The sequence below is a fragment of the Maribacter sp. genome, from assembly GCF_049667165.1.
Taxonomy (GTDB): Bacteria; Bacteroidota; Bacteroidia; order Flavobacteriales; family Flavobacteriaceae; genus Maribacter_A.
In genome coordinates this window covers 1-19,665 of record NZ_JBATHS010000154.1, presented here as the reverse complement: position 1 = coordinate 19,665, position 19,665 = coordinate 1, and the positions used below count along the sequence as shown (strand labels likewise).

At 40.4% G+C, this 19,665-nt stretch carries 22 protein-coding genes, 1 other RNA gene and 1 pseudogene; 15 read left to right on the top strand and 9 right to left on the bottom strand.

Annotated features, from left to right (window positions below; genetic code table 11):
* Positions 1 to 118 precede the first annotated feature (118 nt).
* From WBM98_RS07950 to WBM98_RS07935, 4 genes are all read right to left on the bottom strand, one after another.
* Positions 119 to 856: an OST5 family protein gene (locus WBM98_RS07950; RefSeq protein ID WP_424365486.1), complete on the bottom strand. Its 738-nt coding sequence runs from the start codon at positions 854 to 856 to the stop codon at positions 119 to 121.
* Between the two features lie 10 nt (positions 857 to 866).
* A complete protein-coding gene (locus WBM98_RS07945) occupies positions 867 to 1,454 on the bottom strand; it encodes an RNA polymerase sigma factor (RefSeq protein WP_424365485.1) in 588 nt (195 codons plus the stop codon).
* A 195-nt stretch (positions 1,455 to 1,649) separates the two neighbouring features.
* The gene (locus WBM98_RS07940; RefSeq protein ID WP_424365484.1) at positions 1,650 to 2,117 is read right to left on the bottom strand and encodes a hypothetical protein; all 468 of its coding nucleotides are present in this window, start codon (positions 2,115 to 2,117) and stop codon (positions 1,650 to 1,652) included.
* 132 nt (positions 2,118 to 2,249) lie between these two features.
* Positions 2,250 to 2,864 carry a DUF6799 domain-containing protein gene (locus tag WBM98_RS07935; RefSeq protein WP_424365483.1) on the bottom strand — a complete coding sequence of 205 codons (615 nt, stop codon included), beginning with the start codon at positions 2,862 to 2,864 and terminating at the stop codon, positions 2,250 to 2,252.
* A gap of 538 nt (positions 2,865 to 3,402) precedes the next feature.
* Between WBM98_RS07935 and pyrR the strand changes: the two genes are divergently transcribed.
* From pyrR to WBM98_RS07890, 9 genes are all read left to right on the top strand, one after another.
* The gene (gene pyrR / locus WBM98_RS07930; RefSeq protein ID WP_424365482.1) at positions 3,403 to 3,942 is read left to right on the top strand and encodes a bifunctional pyr operon transcriptional regulator/uracil phosphoribosyltransferase PyrR; all 540 of its coding nucleotides are present in this window, start codon (positions 3,403 to 3,405) and stop codon (positions 3,940 to 3,942) included.
* Between the two features lie 3 nt (positions 3,943 to 3,945).
* The gene (locus WBM98_RS07925) at positions 3,946 to 4,872 is read left to right on the top strand and encodes an aspartate carbamoyltransferase catalytic subunit (RefSeq protein ID WP_424365481.1); all 927 of its coding nucleotides are present in this window, start codon (positions 3,946 to 3,948) and stop codon (positions 4,870 to 4,872) included.
* Positions 4,873 to 4,877: 5 nt separating this feature from the next.
* The gene (locus WBM98_RS07920; RefSeq protein ID WP_424365480.1) at positions 4,878 to 5,210 is read left to right on the top strand and encodes a ribonuclease Z; all 333 of its coding nucleotides are present in this window, start codon (positions 4,878 to 4,880) and stop codon (positions 5,208 to 5,210) included.
* A 41-nt stretch (positions 5,211 to 5,251) separates the two neighbouring features.
* Complete coding sequence (locus tag WBM98_RS07915) at positions 5,252 to 6,157, top strand: ribonuclease Z (protein ID WP_424365479.1); 906 nt, start codon at positions 5,252 to 5,254, stop codon at positions 6,155 to 6,157.
* Between the two features lie 62 nt (positions 6,158 to 6,219).
* Positions 6,220 to 6,717, top strand: a complete 498-nt coding sequence (locus WBM98_RS07910; RefSeq protein ID WP_424365478.1) for a hypothetical protein — start codon at positions 6,220 to 6,222, stop codon at positions 6,715 to 6,717.
* 131 nt (positions 6,718 to 6,848) lie between these two features.
* The gene (pdxH, locus tag WBM98_RS07905; RefSeq protein ID WP_424365477.1) at positions 6,849 to 7,496 is read left to right on the top strand and encodes a pyridoxamine 5'-phosphate oxidase; all 648 of its coding nucleotides are present in this window, start codon (positions 6,849 to 6,851) and stop codon (positions 7,494 to 7,496) included.
* Positions 7,497 to 7,507: 11 nt separating this feature from the next.
* Positions 7,508 to 7,996 carry a SixA phosphatase family protein gene (locus WBM98_RS07900; RefSeq protein WP_424365476.1) on the top strand — a complete coding sequence of 163 codons (489 nt, stop codon included), beginning with the start codon at positions 7,508 to 7,510 and terminating at the stop codon, positions 7,994 to 7,996.
* The gene (gene ppk1, locus WBM98_RS07895) at positions 7,993 to 10,071 is read left to right on the top strand and encodes a polyphosphate kinase 1 (protein ID WP_424365475.1); all 2,079 of its coding nucleotides are present in this window, start codon (positions 7,993 to 7,995) and stop codon (positions 10,069 to 10,071) included. Before WBM98_RS07900 ends, ppk1 begins: the two co-directional genes overlap by 4 nt.
* Before the next feature lie 11 nt (positions 10,072 to 10,082).
* The gene (locus WBM98_RS07890) at positions 10,083 to 10,970 is read left to right on the top strand and encodes a Ppx/GppA phosphatase family protein (protein ID WP_424365474.1); all 888 of its coding nucleotides are present in this window, start codon (positions 10,083 to 10,085) and stop codon (positions 10,968 to 10,970) included.
* Positions 10,971 to 10,976: 6 nt separating this feature from the next.
* Here WBM98_RS07890 and WBM98_RS07885 read toward each other — a convergent pair whose 3' ends face one another.
* A complete protein-coding gene (locus tag WBM98_RS07885; protein ID WP_424365473.1) occupies positions 10,977 to 11,558 on the bottom strand; it encodes a tRNA-(ms[2]io[6]A)-hydroxylase in 582 nt (193 codons plus the stop codon).
* Positions 11,559 to 11,591: 33 nt separating this feature from the next.
* Here WBM98_RS07885 and WBM98_RS07880 point away from each other — a divergent pair, with 33 nt between their 5' ends.
* Positions 11,592 to 11,990 (top strand): transmembrane 220 family protein, encoded by a 399-nt coding sequence (locus tag WBM98_RS07880; protein ID WP_424365472.1) that lies wholly within the window; start codon positions 11,592 to 11,594, stop codon positions 11,988 to 11,990.
* Here the strand turns inward: WBM98_RS07880 and WBM98_RS07875 are convergent.
* Entirely contained in the window at positions 11,979 to 13,796 is a 1,818-nt protein-coding gene (locus tag WBM98_RS07875) for a DNA polymerase III subunit gamma/tau (RefSeq protein WP_424365471.1), read from the bottom strand. The two genes, WBM98_RS07880 and WBM98_RS07875, sit on opposite strands and share 12 nt — an antisense overlap.
* A 192-nt stretch (positions 13,797 to 13,988) precedes the next feature.
* Between WBM98_RS07875 and rnpB the strand changes: the two genes are divergently transcribed.
* An RNA gene (gene rnpB / locus WBM98_RS07870) (RNase P RNA component class A) lies at positions 13,989 to 14,299 on the top strand.
* Between the two features lie 93 nt (positions 14,300 to 14,392).
* Here rnpB and WBM98_RS07865 read toward each other — a convergent pair.
* From WBM98_RS07865 to WBM98_RS07855, 3 genes are read right to left on the bottom strand one after another with little or no spacing between them, the layout of a single operon-like run.
* Positions 14,393 to 14,938 (bottom strand): RsmD family RNA methyltransferase, encoded by a 546-nt coding sequence (locus WBM98_RS07865; RefSeq protein ID WP_424365470.1) that lies wholly within the window; start codon positions 14,936 to 14,938, stop codon positions 14,393 to 14,395.
* On the bottom strand, positions 14,938 to 15,771 hold the full coding sequence (locus WBM98_RS07860) for a DUF3822 family protein (RefSeq protein WP_424365469.1): 834 nt from the start codon (positions 15,769 to 15,771) through the stop codon (positions 14,938 to 14,940). The genes WBM98_RS07865 and WBM98_RS07860 overlap by 1 nt, the downstream gene beginning before the upstream one ends.
* Entirely contained in the window at positions 15,749 to 16,399 is a 651-nt protein-coding gene (locus WBM98_RS07855; RefSeq protein WP_424365468.1) for a hypothetical protein, read from the bottom strand. Before WBM98_RS07855 ends, WBM98_RS07860 begins: the two co-directional genes overlap by 23 nt.
* Positions 16,400 to 16,665: 266 nt before the next feature.
* Between WBM98_RS07855 and WBM98_RS07850 the strand changes: the two genes are divergently transcribed.
* The 4 genes and pseudogenes from WBM98_RS07850 to WBM98_RS07835 all read left to right on the top strand — a co-directional run.
* The gene (locus tag WBM98_RS07850) at positions 16,666 to 18,105 is read left to right on the top strand and encodes an ATP-dependent DNA helicase (protein ID WP_424365467.1); all 1,440 of its coding nucleotides are present in this window, start codon (positions 16,666 to 16,668) and stop codon (positions 18,103 to 18,105) included.
* Between the two features lie 25 nt (positions 18,106 to 18,130).
* Positions 18,131 to 18,700 carry a DUF4126 domain-containing protein gene (locus WBM98_RS07845; protein ID WP_424365466.1) on the top strand — a complete coding sequence of 190 codons (570 nt, stop codon included), beginning with the start codon at positions 18,131 to 18,133 and terminating at the stop codon, positions 18,698 to 18,700.
* A 37-nt stretch (positions 18,701 to 18,737) separates the two neighbouring features.
* The gene (gene kdsB / locus WBM98_RS07840; protein ID WP_424365527.1) at positions 18,738 to 19,451 is read left to right on the top strand and encodes a 3-deoxy-manno-octulosonate cytidylyltransferase; all 714 of its coding nucleotides are present in this window, start codon (positions 18,738 to 18,740) and stop codon (positions 19,449 to 19,451) included.
* A pseudogene (locus WBM98_RS07835) lies at positions 19,442 to 19,665 on the top strand (HAD family hydrolase); the annotation flags it as partial. The gene kdsB and the pseudogene WBM98_RS07835, both read left to right, overlap by 10 nt.

Below are 19,665 nucleotides of genomic sequence, written 5' to 3'. Positions count from 1 at the left end.
TCATCGTTGGAACAAAAGTTAAGGTCAATGAGCCTGGGTTCAATGTGACGATTGAAGCAACATATTATAGCGGGCATATCGGTTTTACCTTTAGTTGATAAGGGAGTCGTCCAAAACCTTACTTCTTACCTGAATTTTTCATCCTTCCCATCCTTTTCTTCAGATAATTACGACCTTCCCATGGGCGCACTTCCTTAGCATAAAATTTATGTTCTTGGGTTATCTTCCCTATCAATTTCACGCTTTCCCCTTTTTCTAACAAAACACGTGGGGGTATAAAAGCATCCCTATACTCTATCTGCCACCTTTTTGTATTAAAATCGATTAAGTCGAAGCTATGACTGTCCACTTTTTCAATCGTCCCGGACAAGAACCCTTCTTCGGGTCTCATCCATATCCGCTGTTTCTTTTCTTGGATGCTTTGATAAAAGCCCACTTGTTGGGCAAAGGTATTCTCTAGCCAATGGCTACCTCCCCCGATAAAAAAAAGGGTGCCTAGAAATATACTTGCCGCAGTACTTAGACCGAGCAAACGGGGCCAGCCAAATTTGTACCCTTTTTTTGATTTTTTAAAAGTGAAAATGGCTGCTACAAGGAATATAATCAGTAGAACAATCCAGAAAAAAGGGAGCAGCCCTAATATCCATTCCATTCTGGAATGTGACATATGGGAGACCAAGTCGAAATCTGTTTGTTGAATGGAAAGCAGAATGACGGAAAACGCCCCTGCCCCAACGAACACTAAAATGATAAAAACCAGCCAAATCAAGATATTCGGTACCACGAAATACCATTTTGGTATTGGTTTGATATTTTCATTCTTTATTTTATCGATTATTTTTTTTGACCTTTCCATTGAAGTAGTTTTAGTTAAAAAAAGAAATATGCTTATCCGCTGCTACTTTCATAAATATATTTTTAGCCCTATTGATCCAGGTCGCAACCGTGCCCTCAGGTATTTTCAAAATATCGGATATTTCATGATAACTCATATCTTCCATAAACTTTAAGACTAAGACGGTCTTGTATTTCAAAGGCAAAAGTTCCAGAACCTCATGGGTAAGCTCGTCGTTTTGTTCCTGGTCCTCATGAGTCTCGAGATCCCTTGAAGTATTGTCAAAAAGATCGATATTCAATTTCACCTCTCGATCTTTGCCAAAGGACTTTTGTTTTCGCCAATACGAAACGGTCTCGTTGTGGACGATTCTGTAGATCCAACTCGACAATTTCAGGCTTTGGTCAAAGTCATTGAGATTCCGCCATATTTTGATAAAAGCTTCTTGGAGAATATCATGGGCCTGTTCGTCATTGACCAAAGCGATACGCTTGATATATCTAAAAAGCCTCGGTTCATACCGATCGTACAAACATGAAAAGTAATCAATATCGGCAAGTGATTTCTTTACGATTTCCCGGTCACTTAATTGTTTGCATATCTCTTCGGCGACCATCATCTTTGAATAATTGACTTAAATATAGCGCACATGGTATTGGTTATAAAACTAGACTGGTATTTATTCTCCCCCTATGGCATTTCAAGAATTGTAAATTAATAAAACAAACAGCGCCAAACGTTGAATTAGCGGTGTTTGTTTTAAAGGAATATTGGAAGAAATTTCGAATCACCGACCCAATTGACCCGATTTGTATTACGTAGCCCTTCGTCCCCTGGTTTTTGTACCACTCTTTTTCCTAGGGCATTGATTACCATAAGGGCAAACACCTGTACCGTTTTTTTGGCCATTGCCCTGGCCTATTCTTTGACCCTTGCCATTACCCCTTTGGGTTTGACCATTACCTTTGCCATTGTTGATACCTGCCTTACCATTGCCCACTATATTTCTGTTTAAGGCGCGGTTTTTATCCCGATATTCATTGCGTGAAAGTCTTCCGTCCTTGTCGGTATCAAATTCGTTGAAAGGACCGAACTGATATTCGTCCTGGCTAATAAAGCCATCATTATTCGTATCCACATCGATAAATCGTTGAACCGTGTTCGTACTTTGCTGCTTATTTTGAATGGTATTTTGTGCATTGATCGTTCCTATTATAGAGAACATTGCGATGAGCGGTACAAGCAATACGCTGTACGTGCTGTTGTTGATTACATTTTTCATTTTGTTTTAATTTAAAACTAACTATTGCGTGAATTAATAAGGCCCATAACCACCTAAGAATGAATAAAATAAGTTGAACATTTAATTTTACAGATACTTTGTGCAACTTTGGGTATATAAATAGGCCACCTGTTATTTTAAACCATTATTTTTTTTGGTATTTTTTTCGACGAACATATTTTGATGAACACAACTGTTATGGAAAATTTCACCTTCCATATTTAAACATTCACCATCCAAAAGACTAAATTTTTTATGTTCAGATGTTTGGACAGTTCCGCTGGGGTTTACGACTGTTCCATTTCCAAGATTGATCTTTTCCTGTAACCGGTTTTGGGAATGGTTCATAATTTGGAACATTTCTCCATTTATAAGAATCAATTGAAATCGATTTTGGTTTCGTTTCTCAATTTTGGTTTGGGATAAGCCCTTATTTTCTTGTTCAACTTTGAATCTATATTGATAATCATTAATATATTTAATACCATCATTGTCTAAACATTCGCCTTCATGCAAATGCAATTTTTTAAGGTCTTTTGTTTGATAAGTACCATCTGGATTTACAATAGTACCCTCAATTAATGTTAGCCTGCTTTGTAATGGTATCGGGTTATGGTCTTTAATTAAGAGTATATCCCCATTAACTGCCATTATACGTTCTTGATCCTGATCATGGTATTTGTCTTGTGCTGTTAGCATTGAAGTTGCTAAAATCATAAACGCTAGTAATAAAAATATTTTTTTCATAGTATTTGATTTTTGATTTTTACAGAAAGTTTATTTCTGTTTTCACCCATTACTACGCAGACGCTATTGATTTCTTTCACTTTATTGTGATTTTCTAAATGCTGGAGTGTTAATTTTTTCATATGATTATGTAGTTGCCCCATATACTTTGATCAAGTAGCCGGTACTATAGATCAAGAACATCTATTTAATTACTAGGATGGTACTATGCACTACTTCGGTATAGAATATAGTTCTGTGGAAATAGGGAATTAAGGTTTAAAATGAAGGGGCAAGAAGTATAATTAGAGGTTTGCAGCCATTGCTGATGAGGCCAAACCTACTCACGGTGATGCCAATGAGGCGTTACAAGCGTCAAAGGATAAAATGGAAGCTAATTCTAAAAAGAAATAAAAGCGCCATAACAGCAGTCTTTCCTGTAAAAGTAGCATTTTAAAAGCCCTGACGATTCCATCAGGGCTTTTTTGTTGGCATCCGAAGCAATGAATATTTGTAATAATTCCCTATTTTTGTGTAACAAAAGTGTTGCTGGCCTATTATGAGTCAAAAAGTACTACTCTCCTCAAAGGAAATCAATATCATTCTTCATCGTTTGGCTTGCCAATTACTTGAAAATCATCTCGATTTTACAAATACGGTATTGATAGGTATTCAGCCTAGGGGAACGTTCGTGGCCAAACGACTTACCAAAATATTGAAAGAGGAATATGGTGTAAAGCACATTGATCTAGGGTTTTTGGACATAACCTTTTATAGGGATGACTTTAGGAGAGGGGAAAAGCCCCTTGAGGCCAATCAGACCAAAATCGACTTTTTGGTTGAGGATAGGAAAGTGGTTTTGATCGATGATGTATTGTATACCGGTAGAAGTATACGTGCGGCATTAACCGCTATACAATCTTTTGGACGACCTTCCGAAATAGAATTATTGACCTTGATAGATAGACGATTCAGTAGACACTTGCCTATTCAACCCGACTATAGGGGACGGCAGGTCGATGCCATTAACAATGAAAGGGTTAAGGTCATGTGGGAGGAGAATGATGGTAAAGACGAAATCTATTTGATAAATAAATAAGCGATGAGCGAACTGAGTGTACAGCACTTACTGGGTATTAAATATATCAATGAAAAAGATATTCAGCTCATTTTTGAAACCGCAGATCATTTTAAGGAGGTGATCAATCGTTCCATTAAAAAGGTCCCCTCGTTACGGGACATCACCATAGCCAACATATTTTTCGAAAACAGTACTAGGACCAGGCTATCGTTCGAGTTGGCCGAAAAACGGCTCTCTGCAGATGTGATAAACTTCTCCGCAGGCCAGTCTTCGGTCAAAAAAGGGGAGACCTTGATCGATACGGTGAACAATATCCTATCAATGAAGGTCGATATGGTGGTGATGCGGCATCCCAATCCCGGTGCCGGCATCTTTCTTTCAAAACATGTTAAGGCCGCTATCGTTAATGCCGGTGATGGTGCCCATGAACATCCTACACAAGCATTGTTGGATTCATTTTCAATTCGCGAAAAATTAGGGGGCGTTACCGGAAAGAAAATTGTCATCGTAGGTGACATTCTACATTCAAGGGTGGCACTTTCCAATATCTTTGCATTAAGGTTGCAGGGTGCCCATGTTAAGGTTTGTGGTCCAAAAACATTGATACCTAAACATATTGAATCGTTAGGGGTAGAGGTGGAGACTGATTTGAGGAAAGCCCTGAACTGGTGCGATGTTGCCAATATGCTGCGCATACAGAACGAACGTTTGGATATGAGTTATTTTCCAACAACAAGGGAATACACCCAACAATTTGGGGTGAACAAGGCCTTTCTCGATTCGCTCGACAAGGAAATTGTGATTATGCACCCAGGGCCTATAAATAGAGGGGTTGAGATTACCAGTGATGTTGCCGATTCAAAACAATCGATAATTTTGAATCAGGTTGAAAACGGGGTGGCCATTCGTATGGCAGTGATCTACCTTTTGGCCTCAAAAATAAAATAAGACTTATGATATTTGATAAGGAGGATACCACCACGATTGTATTCCAAGAGAATATTTCGATCCAGGAATTTCTAAGGAATTTTGAAAAAGAGTATCCTAAGATCAAAAATGACAATATCATTGTTAATCTTTTTTCATTCACTAAGCTTACCACGGGTGATATTTTGGAATTTCTGCCCTTTTCGAACAAGCATAGGGAATCAAAGAAATCCTTTGTATTGGTCACCGAAAAGGTGTCTTATGATGAAGTTCCGGAAGAATTATGTGTGGTGCCCACGATTCAGGAAGCCAGGGATATTATTGAAATGGAGGAGATTGAACGGGATCTTGATCTTTGATACACAAGAATTCAGAATTCTGAATTCACAATTCTGAATTAATGAAATTACATATATTGGGTTGTTATGCTGCGACCCCACGTACATTGACCAACCCGACCTCCCAAGTACTGGAGATTGGAAATCATATGTTTTTGATCGATTGTGGGGAAGGCACCCAAGTGCAATTGCGCAAACTTAAAATCAAGTTTTCGAGGATCAACCATATCTTCATCTCACACCTGCATGGGGACCACTTTTTTGGTTTACCGGGATTGATCTCTACATTTCGACTTTTAGGACGGGATAAGGAACTGCATATCTATGGACCGAAAGGAACCAAAGAGGCCATAACCCTGCTCTTGAAATTAGGGGACTCCTGGACCAATTATCCCTTGGTTTTTCATGAACTCACCTCAAAAGATCCCCAACTTGTTTTTGAGGATGACAAGGTAAAGGTAGAGACCATTCCCCTACAACATAGAATATATACGAACGGTTTTCTGTTCAAGGAAAAAGTAGGCGAAAGAAAGCTCAACATTGATGCGGTAGCCGAATATAAAATTGATAAATGTTATTTCCGGAATATCAAACGTGGAAAGGATATAACCCTAGAGGATGGGAGGGTAATATCCAATAAGGTACTTACCTTCGATCCCCCCAAACCAAAAAGCTATGCCTATTGCAGCGACACGGGCTATTTTCCTGATATCATTGGCCAAATACAAAAGGTGGATACGTTGTACCATGAATCCACCTTTTTGGAATCTGAGGCACATTTGGCCAACAAGACCAAACATGCCACGGCCAAGGAAGCCGCTACGATTGCCCAAAAGGCTGAGGTAGGGACATTGATTTTAGGGCACTATTCCACAAGATATAAGTCCATTGCTCTTTTTAAGGAAGAAGCTTCGGAAATTTTCCCGAAGGTGGAGTTGGCAGATGATGGTAAGGTATTCGAATTATAATAAGACGTGAGTTACGCAACCTTTATTTCATAAAGTATCTATCAAGTAAACCTGTGATGCGCATGAGACTTTCTTTCAGTATACTTACCTCCTTTCTTATCCTAAGTTCCTGCGACAAGGAGAATGCTGTAGCCGTAGATGGGTATGAATCGGATATCGTCGGTTCCTGGAGTAGAATCGATGTTGTTCCGAGTGGTGTATCCAATACTGATCTACGATATTTTGATATGATAACGACCTATACGTTCGATCCTGACAAACAATATTCGTATAAGGTTGAAATTTATGGGTTTGAGGATGAAAATCCTGAGGAAGTTATGGGTTCATCTGAAAATATCGGTACGTATGAGGTAAGTGGTGACAGTCTATTTATAAAGGCAGAAGTGAACACTTCATGGGAAAAAGGGTTTCATCCAGACCCCCAAACCATTATGTTGAACGGTATAGTATATGGCACTAAATTCAAAATCGTAGCTGATAGACTCATGCTGTATTATATTTCTTATCCGGCTGATGCCCCCGTACCAACCCAAATGGGTTATGATAAAGTCAACCCATGAGGAGCTCATATTGAGCCCCTATTATAGGATACTTTTTTTTACTTAATAATTAAGAATAAATACTGCAGAAGCCTTCCCATTTACCGATCTTTTAAAGAACTTTGTATATCTTGTTCAAAGATTGATATACAATGGAAAAAGACCTGGGCAATTATAGAAAATCATACGAAAAAAGCGCATTGATGGAAGATGCCATTTCGGACAATCCTATGGAGTTGTTTCAAAAATGGTTTTATGAAGTCGAGGCCTCCAATACCGTTGATGAAACCAATTCTATGACCATTGCAACCATAGGACTGGATGGCTACCCCAAGAGTCGAGTGGTTCTTTTAAAAAGGTACACCTACGAGGGTTTTATTTTTTATACCAATTATGAAAGTGAAAAAGGAAAGGCCATTGAAGCGAATCCGAAAGTCTGTCTTTCGTTTTTCTGGCATTCCATGGAAAGGCAAGTGATCATTAAAGGTACCGCCGAAAAAATCTCGGAAAATTTGTCCGATGGTTATTTTGAATCCCGACCTGATGGCAGCAAGCTTGGGGCCATAGTTTCCAATCAAAGCGAAGTAATCGCTTCGAGGGATGTTTTGGAAGATGGTGTAAAGGCATTGGAAGCGAAATACAAGGGCAAGGAAATTCCTCGTCCCGATTATTGGGGCGGGTATTTGGTACGGCCCATTTCCATCGAATTTTGGCAGGGACGTCCCAACCGATTACACGATAGGATCCGGTTTGCCTTACAAGAGGATTTTGATTGGAAAATTGAGCGTTTAGCTCCTTAAAAACAAGCTAAATGAAACAACTTATTTTGGTTCGGCATGGTAAATCCTCATGGGAATATTCGGTTAATGATAAAGATAGACCCTTGTTGCAAAGGGGAATCGATGATGGCCATTTGGTGGCTGGGTCCTTCAAGGAAAAGGATTTGATGCCCGATGCCGTTTTTTCCAGTCCAGCCAATAGGGCCCTGCATACCTGTCTTATTTTTTTAAGACAACTCCATTTTCCATATAACCAATTTGAGATCAGCAATGAACTCTACGATTTTTCAGGGGAGTATGTATTGGAGTTTATCAAAAGAATGGACCCTTCCTTAAATACGGTAATGCTATTTGGCCATAACCACGCTTTCACACATCTTGCAAATAGCTTGGGAAGTCGGTACATCGATAATGTCCCTACAAGCGGACTGGTGCAAATGACCTTTGACACTGATCATTGGAGTACCATAGCAAAGGGAACTACATTGGATATTATTTTTCCAAAAAACTTAAAAGTATGATAAAAGCTAAAAATGAATATGTAAATCGGGAAATTAGCTGGCTTAGCTTTAATGAAAGGGTGCTTCAGGAATGTGCCGATAAGAAAGTGCCCATGATCGAACGTCTTCGGTTTTTGGGTATTTTCTCGAATAACTTGGATGAATTTTTCAAGGTGCGCTATGCGACCGTCAAGCGAATTGTGCAGGCAGGTAAGACGGGAAAAAGTGAATTGGGGGGTGAAACGGCAAAAAATCTTTTGGCCGAGATTACAAATATCGTCATACGGCAACAAGCCAAGAGTCTGAATATTTTAAATCAAATACGAAAAGAACTCGAGACCCAGAATATTTTCCTGATCGATGAGACCCAAATTCAGGAAGCACATGAGGACTTTATAAAAACATATTTCGTTCAAAAAGTCAGTCCGGTTCTGATGACCATTATCTTGAATGACCTTACCAAATTCCCGACCCTAAAGGACACCGCAGCTTATCTGGCCATAAAAATGGTGCTGATACCCGAAGAGGGCGCTGCCAAGAACAAAAGGAACGTAAAATATGCGCTCATTGAAATACCAAAGGGGATCGATCGTTTTATTGTCTTGCCAAAAATAGATAATAAGGATTATATCATTATTCTCGATGATTTGATTCGTTACTCCTTGCGTAATATCTTCACCATGTTCTCCTATGAATCGATTACGGCGCACATGATAAAGATTACCCGCGATGCGGAATTGGATATCGATAGTGACCTGAGTAAAAGTTTTATTGAGAAAATATCCTCCAGTGTTGAAGGTAGAAAGCTCAGTGACCCTGTTCGATTTGTATATGACAAGAACTTGGGCAAGGATACGCTTCAATTTCTTAAGGATAAAATGGATATTGAGGATACCGACAGTGTAATTCCTGGTGGGCGCTACCATAATAGAAGGGATTATATGGGATTCCCGAGTTTGGGTAGGCGAGATTTAATGTATGAGACCATTAAGCCCCTTCCTGTAAAGGGCTTACGTATGGAAGGCAGTCTTTTTGAACGCATAGCCCAAAAAGATTACTTGCAATATACCCCCTATCATACCTTTTCTTATGTGATCAAGTTCTTACGGGAGGCCGCCCTAGATCCCAAGGTAAGAAGTATCAAGATTACCGTATATCGACTTGCTTCGAACTCACAGGTAGCCGCTTCATTGGTAAATGCGGTAAAGAACGGGAAACAGGTTACCATGCAGATCGAGCTAAGGGCCCGTTTTGATGAGCAGGCCAATATCGAATATGCAGAGGAATTGCAGGCCGAAGGGGTGAAGCTTATTTTTGGTGTTCCCGGTTTAAAGGTGCATAGTAAGATATGTGTTATTGAACGGGAAGAAGAAGATAAGATAAGACGGTATGGTTTTATCAGTACGGGTAATTTCAATGAATCAACAGCCCGAATTTATACCGATTATACCCTTTTCACAGCCAATGCCCCTATTTTAAGGGAATTGAACAAGGTTTTTGACTTTTTTGATACGCCCTATAAAATAAATACCTACAAGCATTTGGTCGTATCCCCGCATTATACCCAAACCTACTTCATTAAACTGATCGATAGGGAGATTGCCAATGTTAAGGCTGGCAAGAAGGCTTATATAAAAATTAAAATGAACAGCTTTACCTCTTATAAGATGGTCGATAAATTATATGAGGCCAGCAATGCGGGTGTAAGGATCCAATTGATCATACGGGGTATCTGTTGCCTTATTCCAGGCATCGAGGGAATGAGCGAAAATATTGAGGCCATTAGCATCGTGGATAAATTTTTGGAGCACCCCAGGGTTTTTATTTTCGGCAATGGAGGCGACCCTAAGGTGTATATATCATCAGCTGATTGGATGACCCGAAACTTACTGAATAGGGTAGAGGTCGGTTGTCCTATTTACGACAAGGAGGTGAAACAGGAATTGATCGATACTTTTGAGATTTCCTGGAGCGACAATGTGAAAGCCAGGGTCTTTTCCCAAAAACAGGATAATGCCTATAAAAAGGATAACAAGCCCAAAGTACGGTCCCAATTCGCCATCTATGATTATTACGCAAAAAAATTAATGCCTTAAATTTCCATAATTTGAAAGTTCGAAAATTCGCCGCCATAGATATTGGATCTAATGCCATACGACTCCTCATAAACAATGTCATAGAGGAAAAAGGGAAAAAGACCCTGTTTACCAAAAGTGAATTGGTGCGGGTACCTGTTCGTCTGGGGGAAGATTCATTCACGGTTGGGGAAATATCGGAAGATAATGCGGACCGCATCATTAAGGCGATGAAGGCATTTCGACTTTTGATGGAGGTAAATCGGGTCGAGAAGTATATGGCATGTGCAACTTCTGCGATGCGGGAAGCCAATAATGGCATGGAGATCATTGAGAAAATAGCCCTCGAAGCAGGGTTGAAAATCGAATTGATCGACGGTAAAAGAGAGGCTGAAATAATAGCATTTACAGATTTAAAGCAATTGATACAGAAAGATCAGGCCTATCTTTATATCGATGTCGGAGGAGGAAGTACCGAGTTTACACTCTTTAATGAAGGAGCAATACAAACCTCCAAGTCATTTAAACTGGGGACCGTACGCTTATTGAATAATATGGTCGGGGAGGCCACCTGGAAAAAATTGGAGGATTGGATAAAACTGAATACCACCAATATCGATAAGATATCGATAATCGGTTCTGGCGGCAATATCAATAAGTTGCATAAAATGTCGGGAAGAAAAGAAGGCGAACATTTATCCTACGTTTGGCTGAACGCACAATTTAATTTCTTGAATAGTCTAAGTTATGAAGATAGGGTTTCTGAATTGGGCCTCAATACAGATCGGGCCGATGTCATAATTCCTGCCACACGAATATTCCTTATGGCTGCCAAATGGAGCGGTGCCAAACAAATTCATGTGCCTAAAATCGGGCTTTCCGATGGTATTATAAAAACACTCTATTATTCTGAAAATTAAGATCCACTACCCGTGAACGGTTTCATTCTTACCCAAGTCCTTCATAATAGTGGCTTCATAGTCCAATAGGTCTTCCCATTTTTTATTTACTTCTGCCAAGTCACCATATTTACGTGCGAATTTTAAGAACATGGTATAATGGCCTGCTTCGCTGACCATCAATTTATGATAAAATTCCGCAAGGTCCTTATCCTTTAATTCTTCTGATAATAATCGGAAACGTTCACAACTTCTGGCCTCAATTAGGGCTGCATATAACAACCGATGTACCAATTGGTCGGTTCTACTTCCCCCTTTGGGAAAGAACTTCATCAATTCGACCACATAAAGGTCCTTTCTGTCCCTACCCAACGTTTGCCCCCTTGCGATTATTCGGTCATGCACCATTTTAAAGTGGCCCATTTCCTCTCGGGAAAGGGCAACCATTTCCTGGGTAAGTTCTGTATATTCAGGAAAGGACACGATTAATGAAATTGCTGTACTCGCCGCTTTTTGCTCGCAATAGGCATGATCGGTAAGAATTTCATCGATGTTCTTTTCCACGATATTGACCCATCTAGGATCTGTAGGTAATTTAAGGCCGAGCATAGTGCTATATTTTAGAATTCAAAAATAGCAGGATTGCCATCCGTTTCAAAATATGGCGGCTATATTTATCATATGGAACTTCTTTTTAAGTTTTTAGGTTGGGTCTTTTTGGTTTTGTTTTCAACCGCAGCACTATTGCAGTATAATGATCCAGATGCGCTGGTGTGGATCATCATCTACACCAGTGCAGCATTGGTCATGCTTGGCTTTTTGTTCAACAAAGTATCCTATATAGTCCCATTGTTTGTTGGATTAATGGGATTTTTTGGTTTTGTTTATCAGTTTCCGGCTAGATTTGAAGGTTTTGATATAAATAAAGGGGACAAACAGAATGTCGAGGAGGGGAGGGAGGCCTTTGGACTGTTGATCATGGCCATCGTTATGCTTATATTCAGTGCAAGAATACGATGGCGAAAAACATTAAAGGTCTAGATCGAAAGTTTTACGCAGTATATCGATAGCGGGATTTTTTTCCCTTAGTTTTTGGTATTTTTCTTCTGGGGTGAAGGCGAATTTTTTGGCCACTTCTTCGTTTACCGTGATCTTAAGGGTTACAAATTGGTTATTCAGGTTGGTACGCAAATGTTCCATGAGATGGTATTTTTCACGTTCCACCTCCTTCTTCATGGTATCGTTGGGAAGCTCAATCCAAATCGTAGTCTCATTTCTGAGTTTGGGAACATCGGTACTTAAACTGGAGGCCAATATTTTTCGCCCTTCATCATCGATTTTTTTAACAAAATCATTCCAATGTCTTTGCATATCCTCCTCCGTGAAAGCCTCCTTGGGGAGGTCGCTTTCATCGATAATTACTTCGATCTTATTGATTTGATGCTGTTTCTTTGCTTTTAAACTCGAAATAGAGAGACCCGATACACGTTTTGTTTGGAGTTTGATGTTGATAGGTTCGTCCTGAACTTCAGCTTGCATTACAGGTGGCACGACGTTGGTAGGAGAATCGGTATCTGTTTGGGCATTCTCCGCAAGACCTTCAGTGAAATTGGATTCTTGCGCTTCCGTTGGTTTTTCATTTTCGGTCGTGGCCGAGGTGTCAGCAATGGTTTCCTCTTTGGTTGGGATATTTGGGATTACAGCACGATTTTGTCTGTAAAATGCCGCGGGGGCAATGAATTCAACGGTACTATTGGCTAAAGCAATGGATTCAGGATTTTTTTTTTCAGCCCCAAAGTCAATCGAAGCCAATTTCATGAGCGAAAGCTCTACCAAAAGGCGTTGGTTTTTACTGGTTTTGTACTTTAGGTCACAGTCATTTGCAATATTCAGGGCTTGCAATAAAAAGGAACTCGAAGTCTGCTTGGATTGCTCTAAATAATTCTTTTTTGCCATTTCACCGACTTCCAAAAGTGTAATGGTTTCCTCATGTTTACAAACCATTAGGTCCCTGAAGTGGGAAGCAAGTCCGGCTATGAAATGCTGTCCGTCAAAACCTAAGGCCAAGGTCTTATTGAACAATAGCAATAAGGACGGGATATCATGGTTCAAGATCAACTTGGTAGCCGAAAAATAGGTATCGTAATCAAGGACGTTCAAATTTTCGGTAACCGCTTTTCTTGTCAGGTTCTTTCCAGCGAAACTTACTACCCTATCGAAGATCGAGAGCGCATCCCGCATGGCACCATCGGCTTTCTGTGCTATGATATGCAGGGCGTCATCATCGGCTTCAATCCCTTGGTTTTCAGCGATATATTTAAGATATTCCGCCGCATCTTTAACTGTAATGCGTTTAAAATCAAATATTTGGCAACGGGAGAGGATTGTTGGTATGATTTTGTGCTTTTCGGTAGTTGCCAAAATGAATATGGCATGTTTGGGAGGCTCCTCCAAGGTCTTTAGAAAGGCATTGAAGGCAGATTGGGATAACATATGCACCTCATCGATGATATACACTTTATATTTACCCACCTGAGGGGGAATACGGACCTGATCGATCAAGTTCCTGATATCATCGACCGAATTGTTGGAGGCGGCATCCAATTCAAAAATATTGAAGGCAAAGTCCTCATCCTCATGAACGGTACCATCTTGGTTGATCTGTTTCGCCAGGATACGTGCACAGGTGGTCTTTCCTACACCACGAGGTCCACAGAACAGTAGGGCCTGTGCCAAATGGTTGCTTTCTATGGCATTCAGCAGGGTATTGGTTATCGCCTGTTGCCCCACAACATCCTTGAATGTCTGTGGTCTATATTTCCGTGCTGATACAATAAATGGCTCCAATTCGTTTGTGTTTAAAGGCATTTCGGGAATACCATGGCATAATTACAAATATAAAAATAGCGGGGGTTCTAGGGGATTATTTATGATGGATTAAACACTTTTTTATCAACAATTGAAGTAAATTTGCCGATAGCAGGTCACCTTATCGCTGCGTGCTGAACTTGTTTCAGCACCTTCTTGTATATTGTTTCAATATGTAGGCGGTCCCGAATCAAGTTCGGGATGTAGAGGAAAGTCCGGACACCATAGTGCAGCATAGCGGGTAACACCCGTCTCCCGCCCCGGCGGGACGGACAAGTGCAACAGAAAGTATGTACAGGTAATGCTGTAGTGAAACCAGGTAAACTCTATGCGGTGAAACGTCATGTAAATCAGTGCTTGAGGGTTGCGCGCCCAAGCTGAAGGGTAGGCGGTTAGAGCCTTTGGGCAACCAAGGGTCCAGATAAATGATAAGGAGGGTCTTTATGACTTTACAGAATCCGGCTTATGACCTGCTTTTTTTTAACCTTACATTTTATACTCCGTTCCAAAGTGCATAAAAACGTGATTGGCATGGTTGCTTTTTTGGGAAATGATACCCGCTGTTGTGAGAGAGCTTAGTGTATATTAGAAGCGAAAAAACTAAAAACACTACCCCCATACCGGCGTTGGTTGGTAAAGTGCCCTAAGTGCGAAAGATCGGTATGTTTTGAATGTTCAATAATGAGAACCCCACCTTCTTTGAGTAGTTCGTTTTTAAAAACCAATTCGGGAATTTTGGTAAAATCCACTAAGGGAAATTCATAAGGAGGATCGGCAAAAATTATATCGGCCTTAAGGGTGGTCTTTTCCAAAAATTGATGGACATCGCTTTTTACGGTAGAAATCCCATATTCGAGCTCCTTTGATATTTTATCAATGAATTGGATACACCCATAATCGACATCAACGGAAACCAAATCGGTCGTGCCACGTGAGGCAAATTCAAAGCCGATATTACCGGTACCGGCATAAAGATCGATAAAGGAAACATCCTCAAAGTAATAGGAATTGTTCAGGATATTGAATAGTGCTTCCTTGGCCATATCGGTTGTTGGACGCACCGGCAACTTCTTGGGGGCTATTATTCTTTTACCTTTATGTTTGCCAGAAATGATCCGCATTATAGCGCATTGATTATGGTGAAATCGATGGTGTCTTGGTGTAGTTCGGCCATAGGATACGAAGCTATAGCGGGTACGAAGATCGAAACATCCTTAACATAATCATAGCAGAGTCGGTATATAGCGTCATCTTCTTCAACGAAGCCGAAAAGTTTGAGTTTTATCGATTCCGTATCGAGATTCAGTTGCTCCATGGTAAAGAGTAGATAATACATAAAATCCTCTTTGGTGGTATACTCAAAACTATTATGGAGTAACAATTTTTTCTTTGAAATTACGGTGATGTCCATTTGTTTATTGTCAACATGAACATAGCACACCGGACTTTTTTGGGTCCCGGAATTATTCAATAACGCCTCTACCAATACGGTCGCATTGTGTTTATATTCAAATTCGCCGAACAGCCCGAATATATAATTATTGATATTCACAAAAGGGACATAAACATTGATCATGTCATGGTTGTGCAGCGTATCATGCGCTATGTGGTCATTGGCCAATAACTTGGCATTCAATTTTAAATAGTTGGCCAGTTCCTTTTCGTCGAATAGGGATTTAGGTACGAAACTGAACAGCCCATTACTATGCACAACGATCACTTCAGAAAAGGAAGCCTTGTCCAATTCGTGTTTTTTCATCAAAGCTTCAAGATTATTTTCGAGCTCGATGGGGTTTTGTGTTTTATCGAACAGCAGTCGGTCAGCCTTGATTATCTTGTTTGAAAGCGTGTCTAGGATACAAAAAGAAAGTCCATTCAAGTTAACTTGAATGGACAATTTATTGAATTTTTCCAAAGGAATCCCTCCCGTATTAATAGTCTTCTTTTTTGTCATAGATCGGAGGCCAGTTTCCACTCGTGCTTACTTGCTCCAGGGAACCTACTTTAATAACATCACCATTAACTTCCTCAACGCTTATCTGCGCATTCTCACGATCTTGTAAGTCTTTTGGTTGATCATAAAGAATAACGTTCTTTTTAACCTTGGCTTCAAAAACAGGTGCTTTATACCCCCCTTTGTCAATGATGGCCGATTTCATTTCAAACTTTTCGCCTCCTTGAGCATAAGGAACGTCCATTAAGCTTTTGTAACGATCGTCATTTTTGAACAAGGAATCCTTAACGGAAACAAATCCCAAGGTATCGATGATCTTAATTTCTTTTAAAAGTTCAATGCCATAATGCTTATCCATCTCCATGTAAGAGGAATCCCGCTGTTGGGTTATGGTATACTTTCCTGTATCAACGAAACTAATAAGAGTCTTGAAATCATTGGCATACTTACCAGTAGCCGTTTTATAGGCTTCCTGTGCATTTCGAATGTCCTTCAACTTGGAAACGACTTTCGCAAAACGTTCTTGCTTCACCTTTTTGAATTCAATTGGTCCTGTAACAGATTGATAAATAAGGTATCCGAATCCGATACAGGCGATCCAAAGTACAATTTGTATGATGGTCTTCATTTCGTACGTGTTATTTTAATTGAGTGGTTGACACAAATCTACAATTTTTTTGCAAACCGCCTAATATTTTCTGTATGGATTTATTTACCTTTTTTATTTTTAAACTGTTCCCATTTACACTTGATATACATTGATAAGTAGGTATTATAACATGATGCCAAAAAGATTGCCGGGACGGGGGGTATTCTTTCGCGAGGCCGGCCTTGTGAATAGAATATTGGGATTATGCTGTTTTTGACGAATAATCATGATTATATTTGGATGCAATGAAAGCCCTTACAGTTTCTTCTTATTATACCATTCTCAAGGAAAAATTTCCCCATGTACCTACTCCGAAACAGGCTGTGGCCTTGCAGGAATTGTCGGGGTATGTACTATCAAAGGAAAAGGAGCGATTGTTTTTGTTAAAGGGATTCGCAGGTACTGGTAAGACCACCATTGTTGGGACCTTGGTGAGCAATTTATGGCACACGACCATGAAAGCGGTCCTCATGGCACCAACGGGTAGAGCGGCCAAGGTAATGTCAAATTATTCACAGGCCCCGGCCTTTACCATACATCGTAAAATATATTTTCCCAAAAAACAAAGCGGAGGGGGGGTGCAGTTTGTCTTGGCCCCAAATAAGCATAGAAATACGATTTTTATCGTCGACGAGGCCTCGATGATTCCGGACACCGTGACAGACACCAAGCTTTTTGAGAACGGTTCCCTCTTAGACGATTTAATGATGTTCGTGTATTCGGGCCATAATTGCAAATTGATCTTGATCGGGGATACCGCGCAATTGCCCCCTGTACATCTAGATCTAAGCCCCGCCTTGGACGAGGGAAAATTGGCACTTAATTACAATAAGGAAGTTATCAAACTCGAGCTGGATGAAGTGGTGCGCCAAGCTGAGGATTCGGGAATCTTGGTCAATGCAACATTATTGCGCGAACAGCTGGCCGGCACTTACTTTGACGGGTTCAAATTTGATGTAAATCCTTTTACTGATATCGTTCGGTTGGTCGATGGGTATGCCATTCAAGAGGCTATTGAAACTTCTTATGCTGAAGAAGGTAAGGAGGAAACTACCTTGATCGTACGTTCGAACAAAAGGGCCAATCTGTACAATGAAAACATTCGAAGTAGGATTCTTTATTTGGAAAATGATCTTGCTGTAGGGGATTATATGATGGTGGTCAAGAACAATTATTTTTGGTTAGAGCCTAGTTCAGAAGCAGGTTTTATTGCCAATGGGGACATCATCGAGGTATTGGAGATTTTTGCAATCAAGGAACTGTATGGATTTAAATTCGCCGAGGTAAGAGTAAAAATGGTCGATTATCCCAAGCAACAACCCTTCGAAACCGTATTGCTGTTGGATACGATCAAGGCCAATACTCCCTCCTTATCCTATGAGGATGGTAACCGGCTGTACCTTGAGGTGATGAAGGATTATGCCCATGAAAAATCAAAATACAAGAAGTTTCTAGGGGTTAAGAACAATAAGTATTTCAACGCCCTACAGGTAAAATTCTCATATGCTATTACCTGTCATAAATCGCAAGGAGGGCAATGGAATACCGTTTTTGTAGAGCAACCTTATTTGCCCAATGGTATCGATAAGGAATATCTTCGCTGGTTGTACACCGCCGTGACCAGGGCGAAGAAACAATTGTATCTTATCGGTTTTAAATCCGATTTTTTTCTTGATTCGGAATAACCTATTTTAGTATAAAGTATTACATATGACCTCTGAAACCATAATCAGTATTTTCTTGGGCGTAGGATTGGCGGCATCGGTGGGTTTCCGTGTTTTTTTGCCATTGTTCGCGTTGAGTTTAGCTTCTTATTTTGGAGTTTGGGAATTGAATGAAAATTGGCAATGGATAGGAAGTTTGGCGGCATTGTTGACCCTTGGGGTAGCCACTTTGGCAGAAGTGTTCGCTTATTTTATTCCATGGGTAGATAATCTATTGGACAGTATAGCCATACCCTTGGCAGCCATTGCCGGTACTGCGGTTATGGTGTCCACCGTAGCGAATTTAGATCCTGTGGTCACATGGTCTTTGGCCATTATCGCAGGCGGTGGTACGGCAACGGCCATAAAGGGAGCAGGAGCTTCGACGCGTTTGGCGTCGACGGCGACGACAGGGGGAGTGGCGAACCCATTGGTAGCTACCGTGGAAACGGGCACAGCCGTTTTGGTTTCCACAGCATCTATTTTTGCACCTATCTTGGCTGCCTTTCTGGTCATCGTTATTTTGGTATTCGTTTTTATGATTTACCGAAAACTTAGACCTAGAACAAAATCTTGATCGAACATTTAAAATAAATAAAGTGAAAATTATTGCGATGATCCCGGCGCGCTATGCGGCCTCTAGATTTCCCGCTAAATTAATGCAGGACCTCTCAGGCAAACCTGTAATACAGCGTACTTTTGAAGCCGCTGTAAATACAAAATTGTTCGATGAGGTATACGTGGTTACCGACAGTAAGATCATTTTTGATACCATAATAAACGCTGGGGGTAAGGCCATCATGAGCGTAAAGGAACATGATTGTGGCAGTGATCGTATTGCGGAGGCAGTTCAGGATATGGATGTTGACATTATCGTCAATGTACAAGGGGATGAGCCGTTTACCGATCGCGAGAGTTTGGCTGGTGTCTTGAATGTTTTCAAGGAGGATACCGAGTCTGAGATCGATCTGGCCTCCCTGATGGTGCGCATCAAGGATCAAGATGAAATAAACGATCCGAATACGGTTAAGGTTATTGTCGATAATCGTAATTTTGCCCTCTATTTCTCAAGGTCTCCCATACCCTATCCCCGAGATACGACCATTGAGGATATATATTATAAGCACAAGGGAATCTATGCCTTTAGAAAGCGGGCCTTGATGGATTTTCAGCGATTGCCCATGAAACCTCTTGAAGCCAAGGAGAAGATAGAGGCCATTAGGTATCTGGAATATGGCAAAAAAATAAAAATGGTCGAAACAAAGGTTAGTGGTATCGAAATTGATACTCCCGAAGATCTAAAAAAGGCCCAAGCCGCATGGAAATAGACTTCAGTAATATAAAAGTAATCGGTTTTGATGCGGACGATACCTTATGGGTAAATGAAACCTATTTTCGTGAAACCGAGGATCAGTTTGCCAATTTGCTCGAAAATTTCGAAACCAAGAACAAGATCGACCAAGAGCTCTTCAGGAAGGAAATGGATAATTTAGAACTTTATGGGTATGGCATTAAGGGTTTTATGCTTTCCATGATCGAATC

Excerpts from the sequence above, each read along its gene's own strand:
- WBM98_RS07950 (WP_424365486.1), bottom strand. The coding sequence starts at position 856 with ATGGAAAGGTCAAAAAAAATAATCGATAAAATAAAGAATGAAAATATC.
- WBM98_RS07945 (WP_424365485.1), bottom strand. The coding sequence starts at position 1,454 with ATGATGGTCGCCGAAGAGATATGCAAACAATTAAGTGACCGGGAAATC.
- WBM98_RS07940 (WP_424365484.1), bottom strand. The coding sequence starts at position 2,117 with ATGAAAAATGTAATCAACAACAGCACGTACAGCGTATTGCTTGTACCG.
- WBM98_RS07935 (WP_424365483.1), bottom strand. The coding sequence starts at position 2,864 with ATGAAAAAAATATTTTTATTACTAGCGTTTATGATTTTAGCAACTTCA.
- pyrR (WP_424365482.1), top strand. The coding sequence starts at position 3,403 with ATGAGTCAAAAAGTACTACTCTCCTCAAAGGAAATCAATATCATTCTT.
- WBM98_RS07925 (WP_424365481.1), top strand. The coding sequence starts at position 3,946 with ATGAGCGAACTGAGTGTACAGCACTTACTGGGTATTAAATATATCAAT.
- WBM98_RS07920 (WP_424365480.1), top strand. The coding sequence starts at position 4,878 with ATGATATTTGATAAGGAGGATACCACCACGATTGTATTCCAAGAGAAT.
- WBM98_RS07915 (WP_424365479.1), top strand. The coding sequence starts at position 5,252 with ATGAAATTACATATATTGGGTTGTTATGCTGCGACCCCACGTACATTG.
- WBM98_RS07910 (WP_424365478.1), top strand. The coding sequence starts at position 6,220 with ATGAGACTTTCTTTCAGTATACTTACCTCCTTTCTTATCCTAAGTTCC.
- pdxH (WP_424365477.1), top strand. The coding sequence starts at position 6,849 with ATGGAAAAAGACCTGGGCAATTATAGAAAATCATACGAAAAAAGCGCA.
- WBM98_RS07900 (WP_424365476.1), top strand. The coding sequence starts at position 7,508 with ATGAAACAACTTATTTTGGTTCGGCATGGTAAATCCTCATGGGAATAT.
- ppk1 (WP_424365475.1), top strand. The coding sequence starts at position 7,993 with ATGATAAAAGCTAAAAATGAATATGTAAATCGGGAAATTAGCTGGCTT.
- WBM98_RS07885 (WP_424365473.1), bottom strand. The coding sequence starts at position 11,558 with ATGCTCGGCCTTAAATTACCTACAGATCCTAGATGGGTCAATATCGTG.
- WBM98_RS07865 (WP_424365470.1), bottom strand. The coding sequence starts at position 14,938 with ATGCGGATCATTTCTGGCAAACATAAAGGTAAAAGAATAATAGCCCCC.
- WBM98_RS07860 (WP_424365469.1), bottom strand. The coding sequence starts at position 15,771 with ATGACAAAAAAGAAGACTATTAATACGGGAGGGATTCCTTTGGAAAAA.
- WBM98_RS07855 (WP_424365468.1), bottom strand. The coding sequence starts at position 16,399 with ATGAAGACCATCATACAAATTGTACTTTGGATCGCCTGTATCGGATTC.
- WBM98_RS07850 (WP_424365467.1), top strand. The coding sequence starts at position 16,666 with ATGAAAGCCCTTACAGTTTCTTCTTATTATACCATTCTCAAGGAAAAA.
- WBM98_RS07845 (WP_424365466.1), top strand. The coding sequence starts at position 18,131 with ATGACCTCTGAAACCATAATCAGTATTTTCTTGGGCGTAGGATTGGCG.
- kdsB (WP_424365527.1), top strand. The coding sequence starts at position 18,738 with ATGATCCCGGCGCGCTATGCGGCCTCTAGATTTCCCGCTAAATTAATG.